This is a genomic window from Streptomyces sp. NPDC002730, from assembly GCF_042888805.1.
Lineage (GTDB): Bacteria > Actinomycetota > Actinomycetes > Streptomycetales > Streptomycetaceae > Streptomyces.
Genome location: NZ_JBIAQG010000014.1, coordinates 57,202 through 74,736, shown reverse-complemented (window position 1 = coordinate 74,736; position 17,535 = coordinate 57,202). Strand labels below are relative to the sequence as shown.

The window sequence follows — 17,535 nt, the reverse complement described above, 5'->3', positions numbered from 1 at the left end:
TGGTGTGCCGGAGCTGCGGGGCGGTCAAGGACGTCCAGGTCGGCCGGCGGGGGCCGACCTGGACGTCATGATCAGACGAGGTCGAACCGGTCGAGGTTCATCACCTTGTCCCACGCCGCGACGAAGTCGTTCACGAACTTCTCCTTCGCGTCATCGCTCGCGTAGACCTCCGCGAGCGCGCGCAGCTCGGAGTTCGACCCGAAGACGAGGTCGGCACGGCTGCCGGTCCACTTGACCTCGCCCGTGGCGGCGTCGCGACCCTCGAACGTGTTCGCGTCCTCGGACGTCGACTTCCACGTCGTGCCCAGGTCGAGCAGGTTGACGAAGAAGTCGTTGGTCAGAGACCCGGGGGTCGTGGTGAAGGCGCCGAGCGGCGACTGCTGGTAGTTCGCGCCCAGGACCCGGAGGCCACCGACGAGGGCCGTCATCTCGGGGGCGCTCAGGGTCAGGAGGTTCGCCCGGTCGGTCAGCAGGTACTCGGCCGGCAGCCGGTTGCCCTTCCCGAGGTAGTTGCGGAACCCGTCGGCGGTCGGCTCGAGCGCGGCGAACGACTCCACGTCGGTCTGCTCCTGCGACGCGTCCACGCGGCCCGGCGTGAAGGGGACCTCGACAGCGAAGCCGGCGTCCTTGGCGGCCTGCTCGACGGCGGCACCACCGGCGAGCACGATCAGGTCGGCGAGCGAGATCTGCTTGCCGCCGGTCCCGGCGGCGTTGAAGGCCTCCTGGATCCCACCCAGGGTGCGCAGCACCGTCGCCAGCTGGTCGGGCTCGTTGACCTCCCACCCGCTCTGCGGCTGGAGGCGGATGCGCGCACCGTTGGCGCCGCCGCGCTTGTCGCTGCCGCGGAAGGACGAGGCCGACGCCCACGCGGAGGACACGAGCTGGGACACCGACAGGCCCGAGGCGAGGATCTGGCCCTTGAGGGAGGCGATGTCCTCGGCGTCGATGAGCTCGTGCGTCACCGCGGGGAGGGGGTCCTGCCACAGCAGCGTCTCGGCCGGGACCTCAGGGCCGAGGTAGCGCACGATCGGGCCCATGTCGCGGTGGGTCAGCTTGAACCACGCGCGGGCGAAGGCGTCCGCGAACTCGGCGGGGTTCTCCAGGAAGCGCCGCGAGATCTGCTCGTAGGCAGGATCGAACCGGAGCGAGAGATCGGTCGTCAGCATCGTGGGGGCGTGGCTCTTCGACGGGTCGTGGGCGTCGGGCACGGTGCCCGCCCCGGCGCCCTCCTTCGGCTTCCACTGGTGCGCCCCGGCGGGGCTCTGGAACAGCTCCCACTCGTTGCCGAACAGGATCTCGAAGAAGCTGTTGTCCCACGTGATCGGGGTGTTCGTCCAGATACCCTCAAGACCGCTGGTGATCGCGTCGCCACCCTTGCCTGTGCCGAACGAGTTCCTCCAGCCGAGGCCCTGCTCCTCGAGCGGGGCGGCCTCGGGGTCGGGGCCGACGCTCTCCGCCGGGCCCGCGCCGTGGGTCTTGCCAAAGGTGTGACCGCCCGCGATCAGGGCGACGGTCTCCTCGTCGTTCATCGCCATCCGGCGGAACGTCTCACGGATGTCGCGGGCCGCGGCGAGGGGGTCCGGGTTGCCGTTCGGGCCCTCCGGGTTGACGTAGATGAGGCCCATCTGGACCGCGCCGAGGGGGTTCTCCAGCTCCCGGTCGCCGGTGTAGCGCTCGTCGTCGAGCCAGGTGGTCTCGGGACCCCAGTAGACGTCCTCGTCGGGCTCCCAGACGTCCGCACGACCGCCGCCGAAGCCGAAGGTCTCGAAGCCCATCGACTCCAGGGCGACATTGCCGGCGAGGATCATGAGGTCGGCCCACGAGAGGCTCTGGCCGTACTTCTTCTTGACCGGCCACAGCAGGCGGCGGGCCTTGTCGAGGTTCCCGTTGTCCGGCCAGCTGTTGAGGGGGGCGAAGCGCTGCTGGCCGGCCCCGCCGCCGCCGCGGCCGTCGCTGATCCGGTAGGTACCCGCGCTGTGCCACGCCATCCGGATCATGAACGGGCCGTAGTGGCCGAAGTCGGCGGGCCACCAGTCCTGCGAGGTCGTCAGCACCTCCGCGATGTCCTGCTTCACAGCCGGGAGGTCGAGGGTCTTGAACGCCTCGGCGTAGTCGAAATCCTCGCCGAGGGGGTTGGCCACGGCGGGGTTCTTGGCAAGGATCTTCAGGTTGAGCCGCTCCGGCCACCACTGGCGGTTTCCGCCGCCCTGAGTCGGGTGCGGGGCGCGCCCGTGCGCGACCGGGCAGCCACCTCCACCCTCCGTCTTCGCGTCTGTGACGATCGCATCATGGTTCTCAGACATGGGAATCCTTCCGAACTGGGCGGATCATGGTGCTCAGAAACTGTGGGCGGTGGAACAGTCGGGGTACAGGCCCCAGTAGATGACCTCGGCCTCGTCGATCGAGAAGCCTTGGTCGTCGGACGCGGTCAGACAGGTGGCCTCGCCGACCGCGCAGTCGACGTCGGCGAGGCCACGAGTCGTCCCTCGAACCGGGCCGGGCTGCCGGCCGGATCGATGCGGCGTACGAGTCCCGCCACGGTGAGCGCGTAGAGGGCCTCACACACGACTTGAAGGGAGATATGGCCCACGCGATCGCGCACCCCGGAGGCGATCGCCTCGACACCGAGGCGGTCACCGTCCTGGACGGTCTCGAGCAGCGCGACGCGGGCGGCCGTCACCCGCAGGCCGACACCGCGCAGGTCCGCGGTGGTGGTCCCGTCACGTCTCTGTCTCCTGTCTGTACCGGAGTTCTGTACTGGAGTCTTCCTGTCCCTTGGCTATCACCGGAACCGATCCTACGATGGACAGAGTCCAAGTCAAGAAGTGCGCCAAACCCCTATCCAATCGGAACCCGGATGTCCACCAGTAAACTTCGAGTATCCCACCGAACCTGAATAGGTGAACCGATATGAGTGACCTGCTGGAGCGACTGCGAGGGCGTGGCTGGCGGATGACCTCCCAGCGGCGTGTCGTTGCGGAGGTCCTCGACGGCGACCACGTGCATCTCACGGCCGACGAGGTGCACGCCCGCGCGGTACAGCGGCTGCCCGAGATCTCCCGTGCGACCGTCTACAACGCCCTGGGCGAGCTGGTCTCCCTCGGTGAGGTCATAGAGGTCTCCACCGACGGCCGCGCCAAGCGTTACGACCCCAACGCACACCACCCGCACCAGCACCTGGTGTGCTCCAACTGCGGCACCATCCGCGATGTCCACCCGACCGGCAATCCGCTGACCGACCTCCCGGCGGAGGAACGGTTCGGCTTCACGGTGTCCGAGGTCGAGGTCACCTACCGCGGGCTGTGCCCCTCCTGCGCCTAGGCAGTGCTTGCCCTGCGAGCGCGCTCGGCGACCGTTCGCAGGAATCCTCTGCCCGTCTCCGTGACAGTCATCAATGTCCTCCCCTCCTGCTCCTCGACCACCAACGCGGTTCCCCGGGCACGGCACACGGCCGCGTCCGGGAAGGAAGGAACCCTGCCCCGCGACGCGACGCCACCCATGTGCAGAGGGCCGAGCTCACGACCGACACCAACTCCCGGGTGGAAGTGGGCCGTTACCTTCAACAAGGCGCTTGAACGGCGCCCTGTTGAAGGGATTGAAAAATGGCAGACCTGTTTACCGTGAGGGTTACCGTCCGCGGTTACGAGATCGATGCGCAGGGGCACCTCAACGGCACGGTGTATCTGCAGCATGCGGAGCACGCGCGCTGGGAGTTGCTGCGGGCAGCCGGAATCGAGCAGAACGCACTGCTGGCGAAGGGCGTCGGCCCGATCAATCTGGAGACCACGATCCGGTACCACCGCGAGGTGGTCGCGGGTGATGACGTCGACATAACCTGCGCGTTCATCTTCGGGGAGGGCAGGTCGTTCCAGGTGGAGCAGACGTTCCACCGTACGGACGACAACACTCTCGTGGCCGAGGTCGTCAGTGTCGGAGGTCTGCTCGACCTGAAGGCACGCAAGCTGGTCGCCGACCCGCACGAGTACTTCCGCGCCGTGGCCTCCGACCCTGGCGTGTTCGGCCTCTGACACGGTTCCACCGGGCCGCTGTCGCGGCCCGGTGGAGCTCCGGTGCGAGTGTCAGCCGCCGACCAGGCGCACCGTGCTCAGGATCTTCCGTACCGTCGCGTCCGGCACCTCACCCGCAACGTCCTTCGCGCCGAGGAAGGTCCAGGACACGAAGTCGCCCTTGGAGTCCTCGAAGGCGAACGTGGTGGCCTTGCCCTCGGTTTCGCACTTGCCCTTCTTCTCGACGCCGGAGGACACCGCCGTCGCCACGCTGCCCTTGATGCCGGACCTCGCGGTGTACGGCTCCACCGCACCGGGCTTGATCTTCTTCTTGTCCGGCTGGGTGTACGCGCCATAGAGCCACAGGGACACGCTGTTGCGGGCGGCCTCCTCGGTGGTCCTGGCCCCCGTCTCACCTCTGGAGCCGGCAGTGGCGAGCGCCGTGTCCTCCAGGGTGCCGTTCTTGTCGTCGTCGGACTGGCACCACTTCTCCTTGAACATCGCCGGGGCCGAGAAGCCGATGAGGGGTTTGTCCTCCGGGTCGTTGTTGTCGGAGACGTAGCTGGACCAGCTCGGCGACTTGAGCCCCCATTCCGGGGGAACGTCGAAGGCAATGCCGCGCTTCGGGTTCACCACGACCTTCCAGCCGGGAATCACCGGTTTCGGGTCGGCGGCGTCGCGCGCATCGTCGTCGCCCGAACCGGTCGGCTCGGACGCCGGGGACGACGCCGATCGGGTCGGCCCCGGATCCGCCGTGTCGTCCTTGTCGCCGCCCAGGACCAGATAGCCGGTGACACCGGCGGCGATGACGACGGCGGTGGCCGCGGCGACGGCGACGGCCGTCGTGCTGCGGCCGCCGCGCGGAGGCTCGGGCGGCGTACCCGTCGCGTACGGATTCGGCTGCTGATACGGATTCACATACCCGTCCTGGGAGTGCTCCTCGCCCCCCGGCGGCTGCTGTCCTGACCACATAAGAGGCCACCCTAGAGGGGCCGTCGGGAGGGGCTGGGGCCGGGCCGCGCGACCACCGAAAAACACCCACTCGCGCACGGGATGTATCCATACGCTCACTCCATGTGGCGAGCGGGGATGATCGACCATAACTTCGGCTCATGACGAAACGACAGTTCACGTGCCTCGCATGCACCGCGGTCATCATGGTCTCCGGACTGGGCGCAGCCGCTCCGTCCGCCGGCGCGGCCACCCACACGGTGCATCCGGGCGAATCGATCCAGAAAGCGGTGAACGCCGCCAGTCCGGGAGACACCATTGTCATCGCGGCCGGCACCTACCGCGAAAGCGTCCTTGTCACGAAGTCGAACCTGACCCTGAGCGGGATGGGCGAGGCGACCGTGATCAAGCCGCGGACGGCGACCACGTCGGCCGCGAACGTCTGCGCCCGGGCCGGCAACGGCATCTGTGTGACGGGTAAGGCGAAGAAGGACGTAGTAGGCGTCAGCATCCGCTCGCTGACCCTTTCAGGCTTCAAGAAGAGTGCCATCTGGGCCACCCGCACCGACCGGCTGACGGTCCAGCAGGTGACGGCCGAGAAGAACGGCACCTGGGGCATCGCCCAGGAGATGTCCACCCGGTCGGTGATCCGTAACAACACGGTCCGGGGCAGCGGAGACGCCGGCATCTTCATCGCCAACACGGTCGACCGGGAGGCCGGGGCGACCGACACCAAGAGGACGGTGGTCGCGTACAACCGGCTGACGGGCAACCGGATCGGAGTCACGGTCAGGCGGGTCAGAAACCTCAGCGTCCGCGCCAACACCATGACCGGAAACTGCGCCGGGTTGTTCATCGTGGGCGACGAGTCGAAGCCCACGGCCGGGGCGATGACCGTCCGCGACAACTGGATCTACCGGAACAACAAGTTCTGCCCCGCCACCACCCGCCTCCCCGCCATCCAGGGATCCGGCATCGTCCTCACCGGTACCGAGTCCGCCGTCGTCCAATCGAACCTGATCATGGAAAATGTCGGCTCCTCGCCGCTCTCCGGCGGAGTCGTGCTGTTCCAGAGCTTCGTGGGCGCCGTCAACACCGGAAATGTCATCAAGGACAACTGGGTGCAGGGCAACAAGACGGCTGACCTGGCCAACCGGGGTGGCGGAACGCGCAACGAGTTCCTCAGCAATGAGTGCCTGGCTTCCGAACCCGCAGGGATGTGCTGAGTGTTCCCCCTCAGCAGGAGAATCGAGGCGGTATGACCACCGTAAGTCCCACCCCCGTCACCACCACCGTCACTACCCCCGTCGTGTCCACTCCCCCGCCCGCCATGCGGCTGCGGGAGCTTGTCTTCGGGGCGGCGTGCGCCGCTGCCGTACGCGCGGCTGCCCGGCTGGGCGTGGCCGACGCGCTCGGCGATTCGCCCGCCACCGCGGAGCAGCTCGCGACCGCGGTGGACTGCGAACCCAAGTCGCTGCGCCGGCTGCTGCGCACCCTGTCCTGCTACGGCATCTTCGTCGAGACCGAGGACGGGACGTTCGCCCACACGGACATGTCGCTGATGCTGCGCGAGGACGATCCCAACAGCCTGCGGTACATCGCCCTGTGGTGCACAGAGCCGTGGACCTGGGACGCCTGGCCCCGGCTCGACGAGGCGGTGCGTTCCGGCGGGAGCGTCTTCCACGAGCTGTACGGCAAGGGGTTCTTCGAGTACCTGCACCAGGACGCGCACGAGTCGGCCCAGGTGTTCAACCGGGCCATGACCACGTCCAGCAGGCAGTCGGCGCTGGAAGTCGCGGAGCTCCTCGACCTGACCGGTATCTCGGTGGTCGCGGACATCGGCGGCGGCCAGGGGCATGTGCTCGCGAGCCTGCTGGAGAAGCATCCGACCGTCCGGGGCACGCTGCTCGATCTGCCCGACGTGGTCGCGAAGGCGGATCCCCGGCTGCGCGAAGGGGGTTCGCTCGCGGATCGGGTCCGTATCGTCCCCGGGGACTGCCGCCAGGACATCCCGGTCGAGGCCGATCTCTACATCATCAAGAACATCCTGGAGTGGGACGACGAGAGCACCCGCAGAACTCTGGGGAACATCGTCGCGGCGGCGCGGCCGGGAGCCCGGGTCGTGGTCATCGAGAACCTCGTGGACGACACTCCCTCGATGAAGTTCACCACGGCCATGGATCTGCTTCTGCTGCTCAACGTCGGCGGCGCGAAGCACACCAAGGAGAGCCTGGTGGAAAGAGTGACGAAGGCGGGTCTGCTCATCGGCGAGATCCGCCCGGTCAACCCGTACCTCGACGCGTTCGAATGCACCGTCCCCGGGTGACCCTGGTCGCTCTCCGCACCTCAACACCCGCAACAACGCCCCGAGTCCGGCTTCTCAGCCCGGACCCGGGGCGATCGCATGTCCTCATGTGGTTCCGTCGCGCTCCCACCGGTAGAACTGGTGGGCCATCGCGTCCTTCGGGGTCCGCCAGGTCTCCGGGTTGTACGGACTGACGAAGGCCGTGAGCCGGTCGCTGATGTCCCGGAAGGCCGGATGTTCCGTCACCTTCGCGATCTCGGGGCCGGGCGGCTTCTCGGACTCGATCAGGTGCATATACACATCGCCGAACTGGAACAGGCTGCGGCGGGTGACGCCGACGAGGTGCGGAAGTTCACCGGCGTCGGAGGCCGCGAACAGCTTGGCGATGTCCGGGGCCGATTCCGGCGCCATACGGGCGACGATCAGAGCTTGGTGCATCGGGAGGCTCCCTTTCCTTGCCCGGGCTCAGTTGGGGGTGACGGCGGCGGTACGGCTGTCGCGGTCGCGCTGCTCGATCTTGTCCCGGATGAGTTCCATCTGGACCCGGGAGTTGCGGTTGATGTTGTCGGTCATCCAGGCGTCGTCGACCGGGGCTTCCGGCTTCATCGCGAAGTCCTGGGTCCAGTGCATCCGGGTGCCGCCGGGGACCTCCGTGTACTCCCACCGGATGTCCATGCGCTCGAAGGGGCCGGTCTCGACGCGGCGGGCCCGTACCTTCCGGCCCTTGCGGTCGATCGTCCGTTCCGAGACCCAGCTCCAGATCTTGCCGTTCTCGTCGGGGTGCATGGTCAGCCGGAAGGTCGTCGTATCGCCCTCCCGGGACAGGACCTCGACCGACGCGTACTCGCTGAACAGCTGAGGCCAGTTCTCGAGGTCGTTGGTCATGTCCCAGACGAGGTCCAGGGGGGCGGCGACGGTGATTTCGTTCTCGGTGTGTCCGGGCACGTCAGGCTCCAGTCATGAGGCTGTTGTTGACGAGTTCGAGGAACTCCTGCGGGGTCTTGCACCGGTCCGCGTCGGCGGGCAGGGGGCGGCCGTGCCGGTTCTCCAGCTCGCCGACGATGCCGAGCAGGCCCAGCGAGTCGAGGCCGAACTCGTCGAAGCGGGTGTTGGGCCGGTTTGCCAGGTCCAAGGGGTCGACGGTGACGCCGGCGCCCTTCTTCATCAGTGCGGCCAGTTCTTGGATGGTCAGAGCGGACATGAGTGCTCTCCTTCTCATGAGGGGGTTTCGGTGGCGTGCCGCAGCACCAGTGCCGCGTTCGAGCCCATGAGCCCGCGGCTCAGCACCAGCGCAGTCCGCAGCTGAGCGGGTCGCGCCCGGCCGGTCACGACGTCGAGGTCGTGGCACACGTCGAAGACATTGGGAGTGGGTGGTACGAGGTCGCGCTCCATGGCCAGCACGGCGGCGGCCGCGTCGAGCACGGGTCCGCCGCAGTAGGCCCGGCCGATACCGGTCTTGGGCGCCGTCACCGGTACCTTGCAGCCGTGCGCGCCCAGCGCGTCGGCGATCGCCATCGCCTCGGCGCGGTCGGCCTCCGGTACGCCGAGCGCGTCCGCGAAGACCACGTCGATCTCCTCCGGCGCGCACCCGGCTTCCCTCAGAGCGCCACGGATCGCCTGGGCCAGTCCCTCCCGGGACTCCTCCCACCGCGACGGTCCGGTGAAGGTCGCGGCGTGCCCGGCCACCCGGGCGCGGACCCGGGCCCCTCGGCGGCGGGCCGCCGTCTCCTCCTCGACCACGAGCATCGCGCCGCCTTCGGCAGGGACGAAGCCGCAGGCGTCGGCGGTGAACGGCCGGTAGGCGCGGTCCGGTTCCTCGCCGGTGCTGAGATCCTCGTACCCCAGCTGGCAGACGACCGAGTAGGGCGCCAGCGGGGCTTCCGCGGCACCGACCACGACCGCGTCGGTGCCGCGGCGGATGGCACCGGCGGCATGCGCGAGCGCGTCGAGCCCGCCCGCCTCGTCGCTGGCCACGACGCCGCACGGCCCCTTGAAGCCGCCGCGGATGGATATCTGGCCGGTGCTCGCGGCGTAGAACCAGGCGATGGACTGGTACGGGCCGACGAAGCGGGAGCCCTGTCCCCACAGCCGCTGCAGTTCGCGCTGTCCGAACTCGCCACCACCGGAACCCGCCGCGGTCACCACACCCACGGCGAAGGGCGAACCCTCGTAGTCGCCGCGGCCGAGCCGGGCGTCGTCCATGGCGAGATCGGCCGCTGCCATCGCGAAGTGCGTGAACCGGTCCGTCTGGACGAGAAAGCGCTCCTCTATCAGCGCAGTCGCGTCGAAGTCGCGCACCTCGCCCGCGACGCGGAGCGGAAGATGCTCGCAGCCCTCGCGGGTGACGCGGTCGAGGACGCTGACGCCCTCGTGGGTCGACTTCCAGAAGGCCTCGGTGTTGGCCCCGTTGGGGGCTATGACACCGATGCCGGTGACGACCGTGTGCCGATCCTGCCGGGAGCTCATAGGGTCCTCCCACTTGGTCTGGTCATGACGACCGCCGACTGGAAACCGCCGAATCCGCTGCCCACCGAGAGCACGCTGTGCAGCTTCCGTGAGCGGGCGGTGCGCGGCACATAGTCGAGGTCGCACTCGGGGTCGGGGGTCTCGTAGTTCGCCGTCGGCGGCACCACCTGGTGGGCCATGGCAAGGACACAGGCCACGAGTTCGATCGCGCCGATGGCGCCCAGCGAGTGGCCCACCATGGATTTGATGGAGCTCATGGGCGTTTTGAAGGCGTGGTCGCCCAGTGAGCGCTTCACCGCGGCTGTCTCGTGCCGGTCGTTCTGTTTGGTGCCGGAGCCGTGTGCGTTGACGTAGTCGATCTGTGAGCGGTCGATACGGGCGTGGTCGAGGGCGGTGTTGATCGCCTGGGCCATCTCCAGTCCCTCGGGGGTGAGCCCGGTCATGTGGTAGGCGTTGCCGAAGGTGGCGTAACCCCCTATCTCGCAGTACACACGCGCGCCGCGGGCGCGAGCGTGCTCCAGGTCCTCCAGGATGAGGACGGCGCCGCCCTCGCCCATGACGAACCCGTCCCGGTTGGCGTCGAACGGCCGGGAGGCGTGGGCCGGGTCGTCGTTGTTCGGCGAGGTGGCTTTGATCGCGTCGAAGCACGCCACGGTGATGGGTGAGATGGGCGAGTCCGACGCGCCCGCTATGCAGACGTCGAGCCGGCCCTCCTCAATGGCGTGGAAGGCGTAGCCGATCGCGTCGAGTCCCGAGGTGCAGCCCGTCGAGACGGTCTGCACCGGGCCGTGGGCGCCGACCTGCTCGGCCACCGCGGAAGCGAGTGAGCTGGGCGAGAACGCGCGCTGCAGATGAGGTCCGGCCGGGTGGTGGTCCACGTCCCAGTACGTGCCGCTCTCGCTGACGGCGACGTAGTCGTGCTCGAGACGTGTGGTGCCGCCGACCGCGGTGCCCAACGACACCCCGACGCGCCAGGGATCCTCCTTCTCGGGGTCGAGACCGGCGTCACGCACCGCCTCCCGGGCGGCCACCAGCGCGAACTGGATGTACCGGTCGGAGCGCGCCACCTGGTTCTCGTCGAGACCGTGCGCCGCCGGATCGAAGTCGACCTCGGCGGCGATACGGGAGCGGAAACCCTCCGGGTTGAAGAGGGTGATGCCCCGCGTCGCCGTACGGCCGTTGGCGAGCAGGTCCCAGAACGCCGTGGCGCCAACTCCGCCGGGGGCGACGATACCGACCCCGGTGACCGCCACCCGCCGGTTCACGACACCGCCCCAGTCCGTTCCGGCGGCAGGCCCTGCTCGGAGTTCTCGGTGTCCTCGGTGTCGACGTGCCCGAGCTCCGGGCGCGGGGCCAGCGGACCGAGGTGGAACACCATGCGGGCCTCCACGTTTCCGACGTTGCGGAACCGGTGGCGCATATTCAGCGGGATCATGAGGCCCTGATCGGGTCGCATCGCATGCGTCTCTCCGTCCAGGTCCACCTCGAGGAGCCCGCTGACGACGTAGACGAACTCCTCGGAGTACGGGTGGTAGTGCTCCCCGATGCGCTCACCGGGCTGCACGATGGCCAGCCCCATGAAGCCAGTGGTGGCACCCACCGCGGTCGGGGTGAGCATGGCGCGCAGGTCGCCTCCGCGCCTGCGGTTGGGCTGGGTCTCGCTGAGGTCCACGATGCGTGGGCGGTGCGTGGTCATGACTGCTTCCTCCAGGTGCGTTGCCCCCGACGGCCTTGGCCGCGTGGCTGGATGGGCCGGACAATCGGGTTCAGGATTCCGACGAGGCACACCGGTCCGTGATCAGGCGCATGTCGGAGCTGGCGAGGAAGCGTGAGAACTCCTCGTCGGTGGTCGGCACGCCGTCCTTTCCGGTGGCGAGCAGACGGGTGAGCGTGGCTGCCTTCCTGGCACCGCTGATGCCGAGCGCCAGTTCGGGCCGCGCTTCGAGCGGACCGTTCATATCGACGAGCCGGACCACGATGTCGTCGCGCTGGAAGATGGTGCAGCTCGCGATGGGGGTCGTGGGGTCGTTGGCCGCCGTCTCGGCCTGCTTGGCGAGCAGCCGGGCCAGGGCCATCCCGCAGCCCTCCTTGGCCTGGTAGAGCAGCGCGTGCCGGTGTACGTCGGCGGGCGGGGGCCCGTCGGCCGCCACATGGTGGACCGCCGGGAGCGCCGCCCGGGTGAAGAACATCCGGGCGGAGTCCTGATCGTTCAGGTCCCGGTCCTGCTCCAGATACGGGTTGATGGCCTCCTCCACCTTCCTGACCTCCGGCTGGCGGGCCACGTAGCGCAGTGCCGCGAGCAAGTCCCCCTGCACCTCGATGGCCCGCACGACGCGGTTGCCGTGCATGAAGAGCGAGGTACGGCGCAACCGGGTGTGCTCGTCGACCTGGGCCGCCGGGGAGGTGTAGCCGGCGAGGATCTTCGCGACCTCCTTCTCGCTGCCCGGCTTGACCGTGAAGGTGAGCGCGTGCCGGACCACGCCGTCCCCGAGCCTGGGCGAGGCCTGGAGCCCGCCCTTGAGCTTGTCAGGGGCACCGCTGGCGGCCCCTTCGGTCTCCCGCAGAATGCTGAACCGCAGCGACCGCGTGTCGCGCACGCAGCTGTGCAGCGGCTGGACCGTCTCGACGTGCTCCTCGCTGTTCACCCAGGCCAGGAAGGGCGGTGCGCTCTCCCATTCGCTGGTGATGAGCCACTGCGACGGGTTCTCGATCGACTGGCAGAGCTGGTCGCTGATGTGACCGGGGATCGACGCCACCTGGTTTCGCAGATGCTCGTACGCCTCCAGGAACTGGTTCTGGGCACCGTCATGAAGATCCAATAGCAGGACGACCCGAAGCCTGGAGCCGTCGAAGGCGGACTGCGATGTCCGTTCCGACAGGGTTGTCATCTTTCACTCTCCTTTGCGACAGCGTGGCCGCCACTTCGCGTGGACCTCGTCCGTCGTCAGTGGAATCCGCCGGGTCAATCGCCCTGCGGATACGGACGGTCCGCCTCCCATGTGTTGAGGGGCGCTCCCGCAACCGATCGTGGTCCGGTACCACGAGTGGCGCGAGAGCTGAGAACCATGCGGGTGAATGCGCGAGCAAACGGCTCCCGTAGAGGGCATGAAAGTTCCATCCCCCTAGGGCGGCAGGAGCTGGAGCAACTCATGGAATTGGAAGAGAACATCGACCACCGCGTGCCGGTCCTGATCGTGGGCGGGTCCCTGGTGGGCCTGTCCACCTCGCTGTTCCTGGGCCGCCTCGGCATCAGTCACCTGCTGATCGAGAAGCACTCAGGCACCTCGAAGCACCCGCGTGGACGCGGGAACAACGTTCGGACGATGGAGCTGTTCCGCGGCGCCGAGGCAGAGCCGGAGATCCGGCAGGCCGCATCGGTCCTCGCGGAGAACCACGGCATCCTGCAAGCGGGATCGCTGACCGGCGACGACCAGGACTGGCTGTTCAAAGAGATCGACCCCGGCGGTGCGCTCGCGCGCTTCAGCCCGAGCTCGTGGTGCCTGTGCAGTCAGAACGACCTCGAACCCGTGCTGCTGTCCTGCGCCCGCAGGGAGGGCGGCGACCTGCGGTTCTCCACCGAACTGATGACCTTCGAGCAGGACGCGACGGGCGTGAGCGCGGTCATGAAGGACCGGGAGACCGGCAAGCACACCAAGGTGCGCGCGGACTATCTCGTCGCGGCCGACGGGCCGCGGAGCCCTATCCGGGAGCAGCTCCGCATCGGCCAGACGGGCCACGGCGACCTGTTCCACAACGTGAGTATCACCTTCCGTTCGCGGCGGCTCGCGGAGGCGCTGGGCGACCGGCGCTTCATCTGCTGCTACCTCACCAACCCCGAAGCGGACGGCGCTCTGCTGCCGGTGGACAACAAGGAGCAGTGGGTGTTCCACGCGCCGTGGCACCCGGAGCAGGGCGAGACGCTCGCGGACTTCACCGACGAGCGGTGCATCGAGCACATCCGCCGGGCAACGGACGTGTCAGGCATGGATGTTGAGATCACCGGTATGGCGCCGTGGCACGCCGCGGAACGGGTCGCCGAGCGGTACTCCTCGGGCCGGGTCTTCCTCGCCGGGGACTCGGCCCACGAGATGTCCCCGACCGGAGCTTTCGGCTCCAACACCGGAATCCAGGACGCGCACAACCTCGCCTGGAAGCTCGCGGCGGTGCTGGAGGGCGCGGCGGGGCCGGAACTGCTCTCGACGTACGAGTCCGAGCGGCTGCCGGTGGCGCGCGCGACGAGCGAGCGCGCGTCGGCCCGCTCCGCCGAACACAGCCACCCGGGGTACGCGCCTGTCGGCACCCCGGGCGGCGGACGGCAGGGCGGGATCCTCAATGTGGCCATGGGCTACGGCTACCCCCACGGCGCCGTCCTGGGTGTGGACCCCGAACGGCCCGTGGTGCCCGAGCGAATGCAGCTGACGGGCGAACCCGGCACCAGGTCCCCCCATATGTGGGTCGTCAGATCGGGTGAGCGGATGTCCACGCTGGACCTCTACGAGCGGGCGTTCGTGCTGCTCAGCTCGGAGGGCACGGCGTGGCGTGCGGCGGCCCGGAAGGTCGCCGAGCTGCTGTCCGTGCGGCTTGACGCGTACGCGATCGGTGCGGGACCGGACGCCGACCTGACGCCCGGGAACGGGGCCGACTGGGCCGAGACGCACGGCACGACGGCGGAGGGCGCGCTGATCGTGCGCCCGGACGGCTTCGTCGCCTGGCGGTCGGCGGGCGCGGTGGCTGATCCGGAGGCCACCGTCCGCGAGGTCATGACGACGTTGCTGTACCGGGACTGACCGTACCGCCGAAAGCCGCACCGGCCAGACCAGACCTCGGCCCGCATCCGGCAGCATCAGCACCGCCCCCGACAGCGGGTGCGGGCGGGTGAGGCCGGTGCGGGCCGAGGTGATGTACGGATCCCGCAGGCACGCTCCCCAGGCTGCCCCCGACGCAGCGCCGCCCCCGCCCCGACCGACCTGTACCGGCCATGATCCACCTGGTCCCAAACCCGGCCCCGCGCCGCGGATTACGGCAAGTGCGTCGCGTACGCGCCCCCTGCGATCTACGGTATGCGGATCGCCCAGCGTATGCCGGAGGTGTACAAATAGCACATGGCCGGACGCTACGGCCGCCCGCGCTCGGTTCTGAAGATGCGAACTGTCGCAGGTCAGGTCTTTCTCCTGCAGGTGGCGATCGTGGTGTTGCTCGTCGCCGCCGCCATGGCGGCGCTCGTGCTGCAGTCCCGGTCCGACAGTGAACGTGAGGCCCGCAACCGGTCCGTCGCCGTGGCCCAGACCTTCGCGCATTCACCCGGCATCGTGGCAGCCCTGTCCAGTCCCCACCCCACCGCGATACTGCAGCCCCTGGCCGAACAGGCACGCAGACAGTCCGACGTCGACTTCATCGTCGTACTGAGCACCGACGGAATCCGCTACACGCACCCACTTCCCGACCGGATCGGAAAGAAATTCGTCGGCAACCTCCAGCCTGCGCTGGACGGCGGCATCGTCACCGAGAAAATCGTCGGAACCATCGGGCCTCTGGTGCAGGCCGTGGTGCCCGTCACCGACACCCATGGCAAGATCGTCGGCCTGGTTTCGGCCGGGATCACAATCGCGCATGTCAGCGGTGTCGTCCAGAATCAGTTCCCTCTCCTGTTCGGCGCCGCCGCCGCGCTGCTCCTCGTGACCGCGGGCGGAACGGCGCTGGTCAGCAGACGGCTGCGGCGCCAGACCCACGGTCTGGGCCCTGCCGAGATGACCAGGATGTACGAGCACCACGACGCTGTTCTGCATGCCGTACGGGAAGGTGTGCTCATCGTCGGCGGCGACGGACGGCTGCTCCTCGCCAACGACGAGGCGCGCCGGCTGCTCGAGCTCCCTGCGGACGTGGAAGGGGCCCCGGTCACCGAGCTCGGGCTGGATCCGCTCACCGCCCGGCTGCTGGTCTCGGGCAGGATCGCCAACGACGAGGTGTATCTGGTCGGAGAGCGGCTGCTCGCCGTCAACCAGCGCTCGACGGACCAGGCCGGCGGGCCGCCCGGCAGCGTGGCGACGCTGCGCGACACCACCGAACTGCGGGCGCTCTCCGGCAGGGCCGATGTGGCGCGGGGGCGCCTGAAGCTCCTGTACGACGCCGGTACGGAGATCGGCACCACGCTCGACGTGGTGCGGACGTGCGAGGAACTGGCGGAGTTCGCCGCGGCCCGCTTCGCCGACTTCGCCACCGTCGATGTGGTGGAGGACGTGCTGCGCGGCGAGGAGCCGACAGGAGCCGGCCCGCAGATGCGTCGTACGGCTTTCAAGGGCCTCCGGGACGACACGGCGCTCTACCCGCTCGGCCAGCTGATCCGCTTCGTACCGTCCACCCGGCTGGGTTCCGGCATCGGGGCGGGAGAGGCTGTCCTGGAGGCGGATCTGGCGGCCTTCGGCGGCTGGCAGGAACAGGATCCGGAACGAGCCCGCAAGCTTGTCGCCGACTACGGAATCCACTCGATGATCGCGGTTCCGCTGCGCGCCCGCGGCGTCATTCTGGGCGTGGCGATGTTCTGGCGCTCGGAGAAGCCCGAGCCGTTCGAGGACGAGGATCTGTCGCTCGCCGAGGAGCTGGTCGCCCGCGCCGCGGTGAGCATCGACAACGCCCGGCGCTACTCGCGCGAGCACACCATGGCGGTGGCCCTGCAGCGCAGCCTGCTGCCACGCGGCCTGCCGGAGCAGAACGCCATCGACGCCGCCTACCGGTACCGGCCCGCACAGGCCGGGCTCGGCGGACTCGGCGGAGTCGGCGGCGACTGGTTCGACATCATCCCGCTGCCCGGCGCCCGGGTGGCGCTCGTGGTGGGCGACGTCGTAGGTCATGGGCTGCATGCCGCGGCCACCATGGGCCGGCTGCGGACGGCGGTCCACAACTTCTCCGCCCTGGACCTGCCGCCCGACGAGCTCCTGTGGCACATCGACGAGCTGGTCGCCCGTATCGACCAGGACGAGGCCGTCGACGGCTCCGAGGCGCGCGTCACCGGAGCCACCTGCCTGTACGCGATCTACGACCCGGTCTCCGGCCACTGCACCATGGCACGGGCCGGCCACCTCCAGCCCCTGCTCCTGCGGCCGGACGGCAGCGCGGAGTTCGCCGACGTACCGGGCGGCCCACCGCTCGGGCTCGGCGGTCTGCCCTTCGAGACCCTGGAAATCCGGCTGCCCGAAGGCAGCGGCCTGGTGCTGTACACGGACGGGCTCGTCGAGGACCGGCGCCGGGACATCGACGACGGCCTCGCCCTGCTCCGCCGTACGCTCGCCGACCACGCGGCCCGGACACCGGAGGAAACCTGCGAGGCGGCACTGCAGGCGCTGCTGCCCGAGAGCCCGAGCGACGACGTGGCACTGCTCGTCGGCCGTACGCGCGTGCTGGACTCCGGAAGAGTGGCGGACTGGGAGGTTTCGCCCGAGCCCGCAGAGGTGTCACGCGTACGAGCGGCTGTGGCCGACAAGCTGGCGGAGTGGGGTCTCGCGGAGGAGGCGTTCACCACCGAGCTGATCCTGAGCGAGCTGGTCACCAATGCCATTCGGTACGCATCCGGCCCGATCCGCGTACGGCTGATCCGCGACCGCAGCCTGATCTGCGAGGTCTCCGACCACAGCAACACCTCGCCGCACCTGAAGCAGGCGGCGATCACGGACGAGGGAGGCCGGGGGCTGTTCCTCGTCGCCCAGTTCGCGGAGCGCTGGGGCACGCGGTACACCGCCGACGGCAAGGTCATCTGGACGGAACAGCCACTGCAGGCCGACGGGTTGCCGGACCCCACAGACGGACGGTGAC

Annotated in this window: 15 protein-coding genes and 1 pseudogene; 6 read left to right on the top strand and 10 right to left on the bottom strand. The window is 69.0% G+C overall.

What is annotated here, in order from left to right; translation table 11 throughout:
- Nucleotides 1-71 precede the first annotated feature (71 nt).
- Complete coding sequence (gene katG, locus ACFYXH_RS31805; protein ID WP_389570227.1) at nucleotides 72-2,303, bottom strand: catalase/peroxidase HPI; 2,232 nt, start codon at nucleotides 2,301-2,303, stop codon at nucleotides 72-74.
- A gap of 33 nt (nucleotides 2,304-2,336) precedes the next feature.
- Nucleotides 2,337-2,680: pseudogene (locus ACFYXH_RS31800) on the bottom strand (Fur family transcriptional regulator).
- Between the two features lie 230 nt (nucleotides 2,681-2,910).
- Here ACFYXH_RS31800 and ACFYXH_RS31795 point away from each other — a divergent pair.
- Both ACFYXH_RS31795 and ACFYXH_RS31790 read left to right on the top strand, forming a co-directional pair.
- Complete coding sequence (locus ACFYXH_RS31795; protein ID WP_362677164.1) at nucleotides 2,911-3,321, top strand: Fur family transcriptional regulator; 411 nt, start codon at nucleotides 2,911-2,913, stop codon at nucleotides 3,319-3,321.
- 281 nt (nucleotides 3,322-3,602) lie between these two features.
- The gene (locus ACFYXH_RS31790) at nucleotides 3,603-4,028 is read left to right on the top strand and encodes an acyl-CoA thioesterase (protein ID WP_389570223.1); all 426 of its coding nucleotides are present in this window, start codon (nucleotides 3,603-3,605) and stop codon (nucleotides 4,026-4,028) included.
- Between the two features lie 51 nt (nucleotides 4,029-4,079).
- Here the strand turns inward: ACFYXH_RS31790 and ACFYXH_RS31785 are convergent, their stop codons facing one another.
- A complete protein-coding gene (locus ACFYXH_RS31785; RefSeq protein WP_389570220.1) occupies nucleotides 4,080-4,979 on the bottom strand; it encodes a hypothetical protein in 900 nt (299 codons plus the stop codon).
- 140 nt (nucleotides 4,980-5,119) lie between these two features.
- Between ACFYXH_RS31785 and ACFYXH_RS31780 the strand changes: the two genes are divergently transcribed.
- Both ACFYXH_RS31780 and ACFYXH_RS31775 read left to right on the top strand, forming a co-directional pair.
- Nucleotides 5,120-6,184, top strand: a complete 1,065-nt coding sequence (locus ACFYXH_RS31780) for a nitrous oxide reductase family maturation protein NosD (RefSeq protein ID WP_389570217.1) — start codon at nucleotides 5,120-5,122, stop codon at nucleotides 6,182-6,184.
- A 32-nt stretch (nucleotides 6,185-6,216) separates the two neighbouring features.
- Nucleotides 6,217-7,284 (top strand): methyltransferase, encoded by a 1,068-nt coding sequence (locus tag ACFYXH_RS31775; protein ID WP_389570214.1) that lies wholly within the window; start codon nucleotides 6,217-6,219, stop codon nucleotides 7,282-7,284.
- Between the two features lie 84 nt (nucleotides 7,285-7,368).
- Here the strand turns inward: ACFYXH_RS31775 and ACFYXH_RS31770 are convergent, their stop codons facing one another.
- From ACFYXH_RS31770 to ACFYXH_RS31740, 7 genes are all read right to left on the bottom strand, one after another.
- Nucleotides 7,369-7,701 carry a TcmI family type II polyketide cyclase gene (locus tag ACFYXH_RS31770; RefSeq protein WP_327326751.1) on the bottom strand — a complete coding sequence of 111 codons (333 nt, stop codon included), beginning with the start codon at nucleotides 7,699-7,701 and terminating at the stop codon, nucleotides 7,369-7,371.
- 27 nt (nucleotides 7,702-7,728) lie between these two features.
- Nucleotides 7,729-8,208: an SRPBCC family protein gene (locus ACFYXH_RS31765; RefSeq protein WP_327326750.1), complete on the bottom strand. Its 480-nt coding sequence runs from the start codon at nucleotides 8,206-8,208 to the stop codon at nucleotides 7,729-7,731.
- A 1-nt stretch (nucleotide 8,209) separates the two neighbouring features.
- The gene (locus ACFYXH_RS31760) at nucleotides 8,210-8,464 is read right to left on the bottom strand and encodes an acyl carrier protein (RefSeq protein WP_327326749.1); all 255 of its coding nucleotides are present in this window, start codon (nucleotides 8,462-8,464) and stop codon (nucleotides 8,210-8,212) included.
- Between the two features lie 14 nt (nucleotides 8,465-8,478).
- On the bottom strand, nucleotides 8,479-9,729 hold the full coding sequence (locus tag ACFYXH_RS31755; RefSeq protein ID WP_389570209.1) for a beta-ketoacyl synthase N-terminal-like domain-containing protein: 1,251 nt from the start codon (nucleotides 9,727-9,729) through the stop codon (nucleotides 8,479-8,481).
- On the bottom strand, nucleotides 9,726-10,994 hold the full coding sequence (locus tag ACFYXH_RS31750; protein ID WP_389570207.1) for a beta-ketoacyl-[acyl-carrier-protein] synthase family protein: 1,269 nt from the start codon (nucleotides 10,992-10,994) through the stop codon (nucleotides 9,726-9,728). Before ACFYXH_RS31750 ends, ACFYXH_RS31755 begins: the two co-directional genes overlap by 4 nt.
- The gene (locus ACFYXH_RS31745; protein WP_385301427.1) at nucleotides 10,991-11,425 is read right to left on the bottom strand and encodes a cupin domain-containing protein; all 435 of its coding nucleotides are present in this window, start codon (nucleotides 11,423-11,425) and stop codon (nucleotides 10,991-10,993) included. The genes ACFYXH_RS31750 and ACFYXH_RS31745 overlap by 4 nt, the downstream gene beginning before the upstream one ends.
- Nucleotides 11,426-11,495: 70 nt before the next feature.
- On the bottom strand, nucleotides 11,496-12,617 hold the full coding sequence (locus tag ACFYXH_RS31740; protein ID WP_389570204.1) for a SchA/CurD-like domain-containing protein: 1,122 nt from the start codon (nucleotides 12,615-12,617) through the stop codon (nucleotides 11,496-11,498).
- A gap of 261 nt (nucleotides 12,618-12,878) precedes the next feature.
- Here ACFYXH_RS31740 and ACFYXH_RS31735 point away from each other — a divergent pair, with 261 nt between their 5' ends.
- Together ACFYXH_RS31735 and ACFYXH_RS31730 are read left to right on the top strand one after the other, a co-directional pair.
- Nucleotides 12,879-14,516 carry an FAD-dependent oxidoreductase gene (locus ACFYXH_RS31735; protein ID WP_389570200.1) on the top strand — a complete coding sequence of 546 codons (1,638 nt, stop codon included), beginning with the start codon at nucleotides 12,879-12,881 and terminating at the stop codon, nucleotides 14,514-14,516.
- A gap of 315 nt (nucleotides 14,517-14,831) precedes the next feature.
- Entirely contained in the window at nucleotides 14,832-17,534 is a 2,703-nt protein-coding gene (locus ACFYXH_RS31730; RefSeq protein ID WP_389570197.1) for a SpoIIE family protein phosphatase, read from the top strand.
- The last annotated feature ends 1 nt before the right edge of the window (nucleotide 17,535 follow it).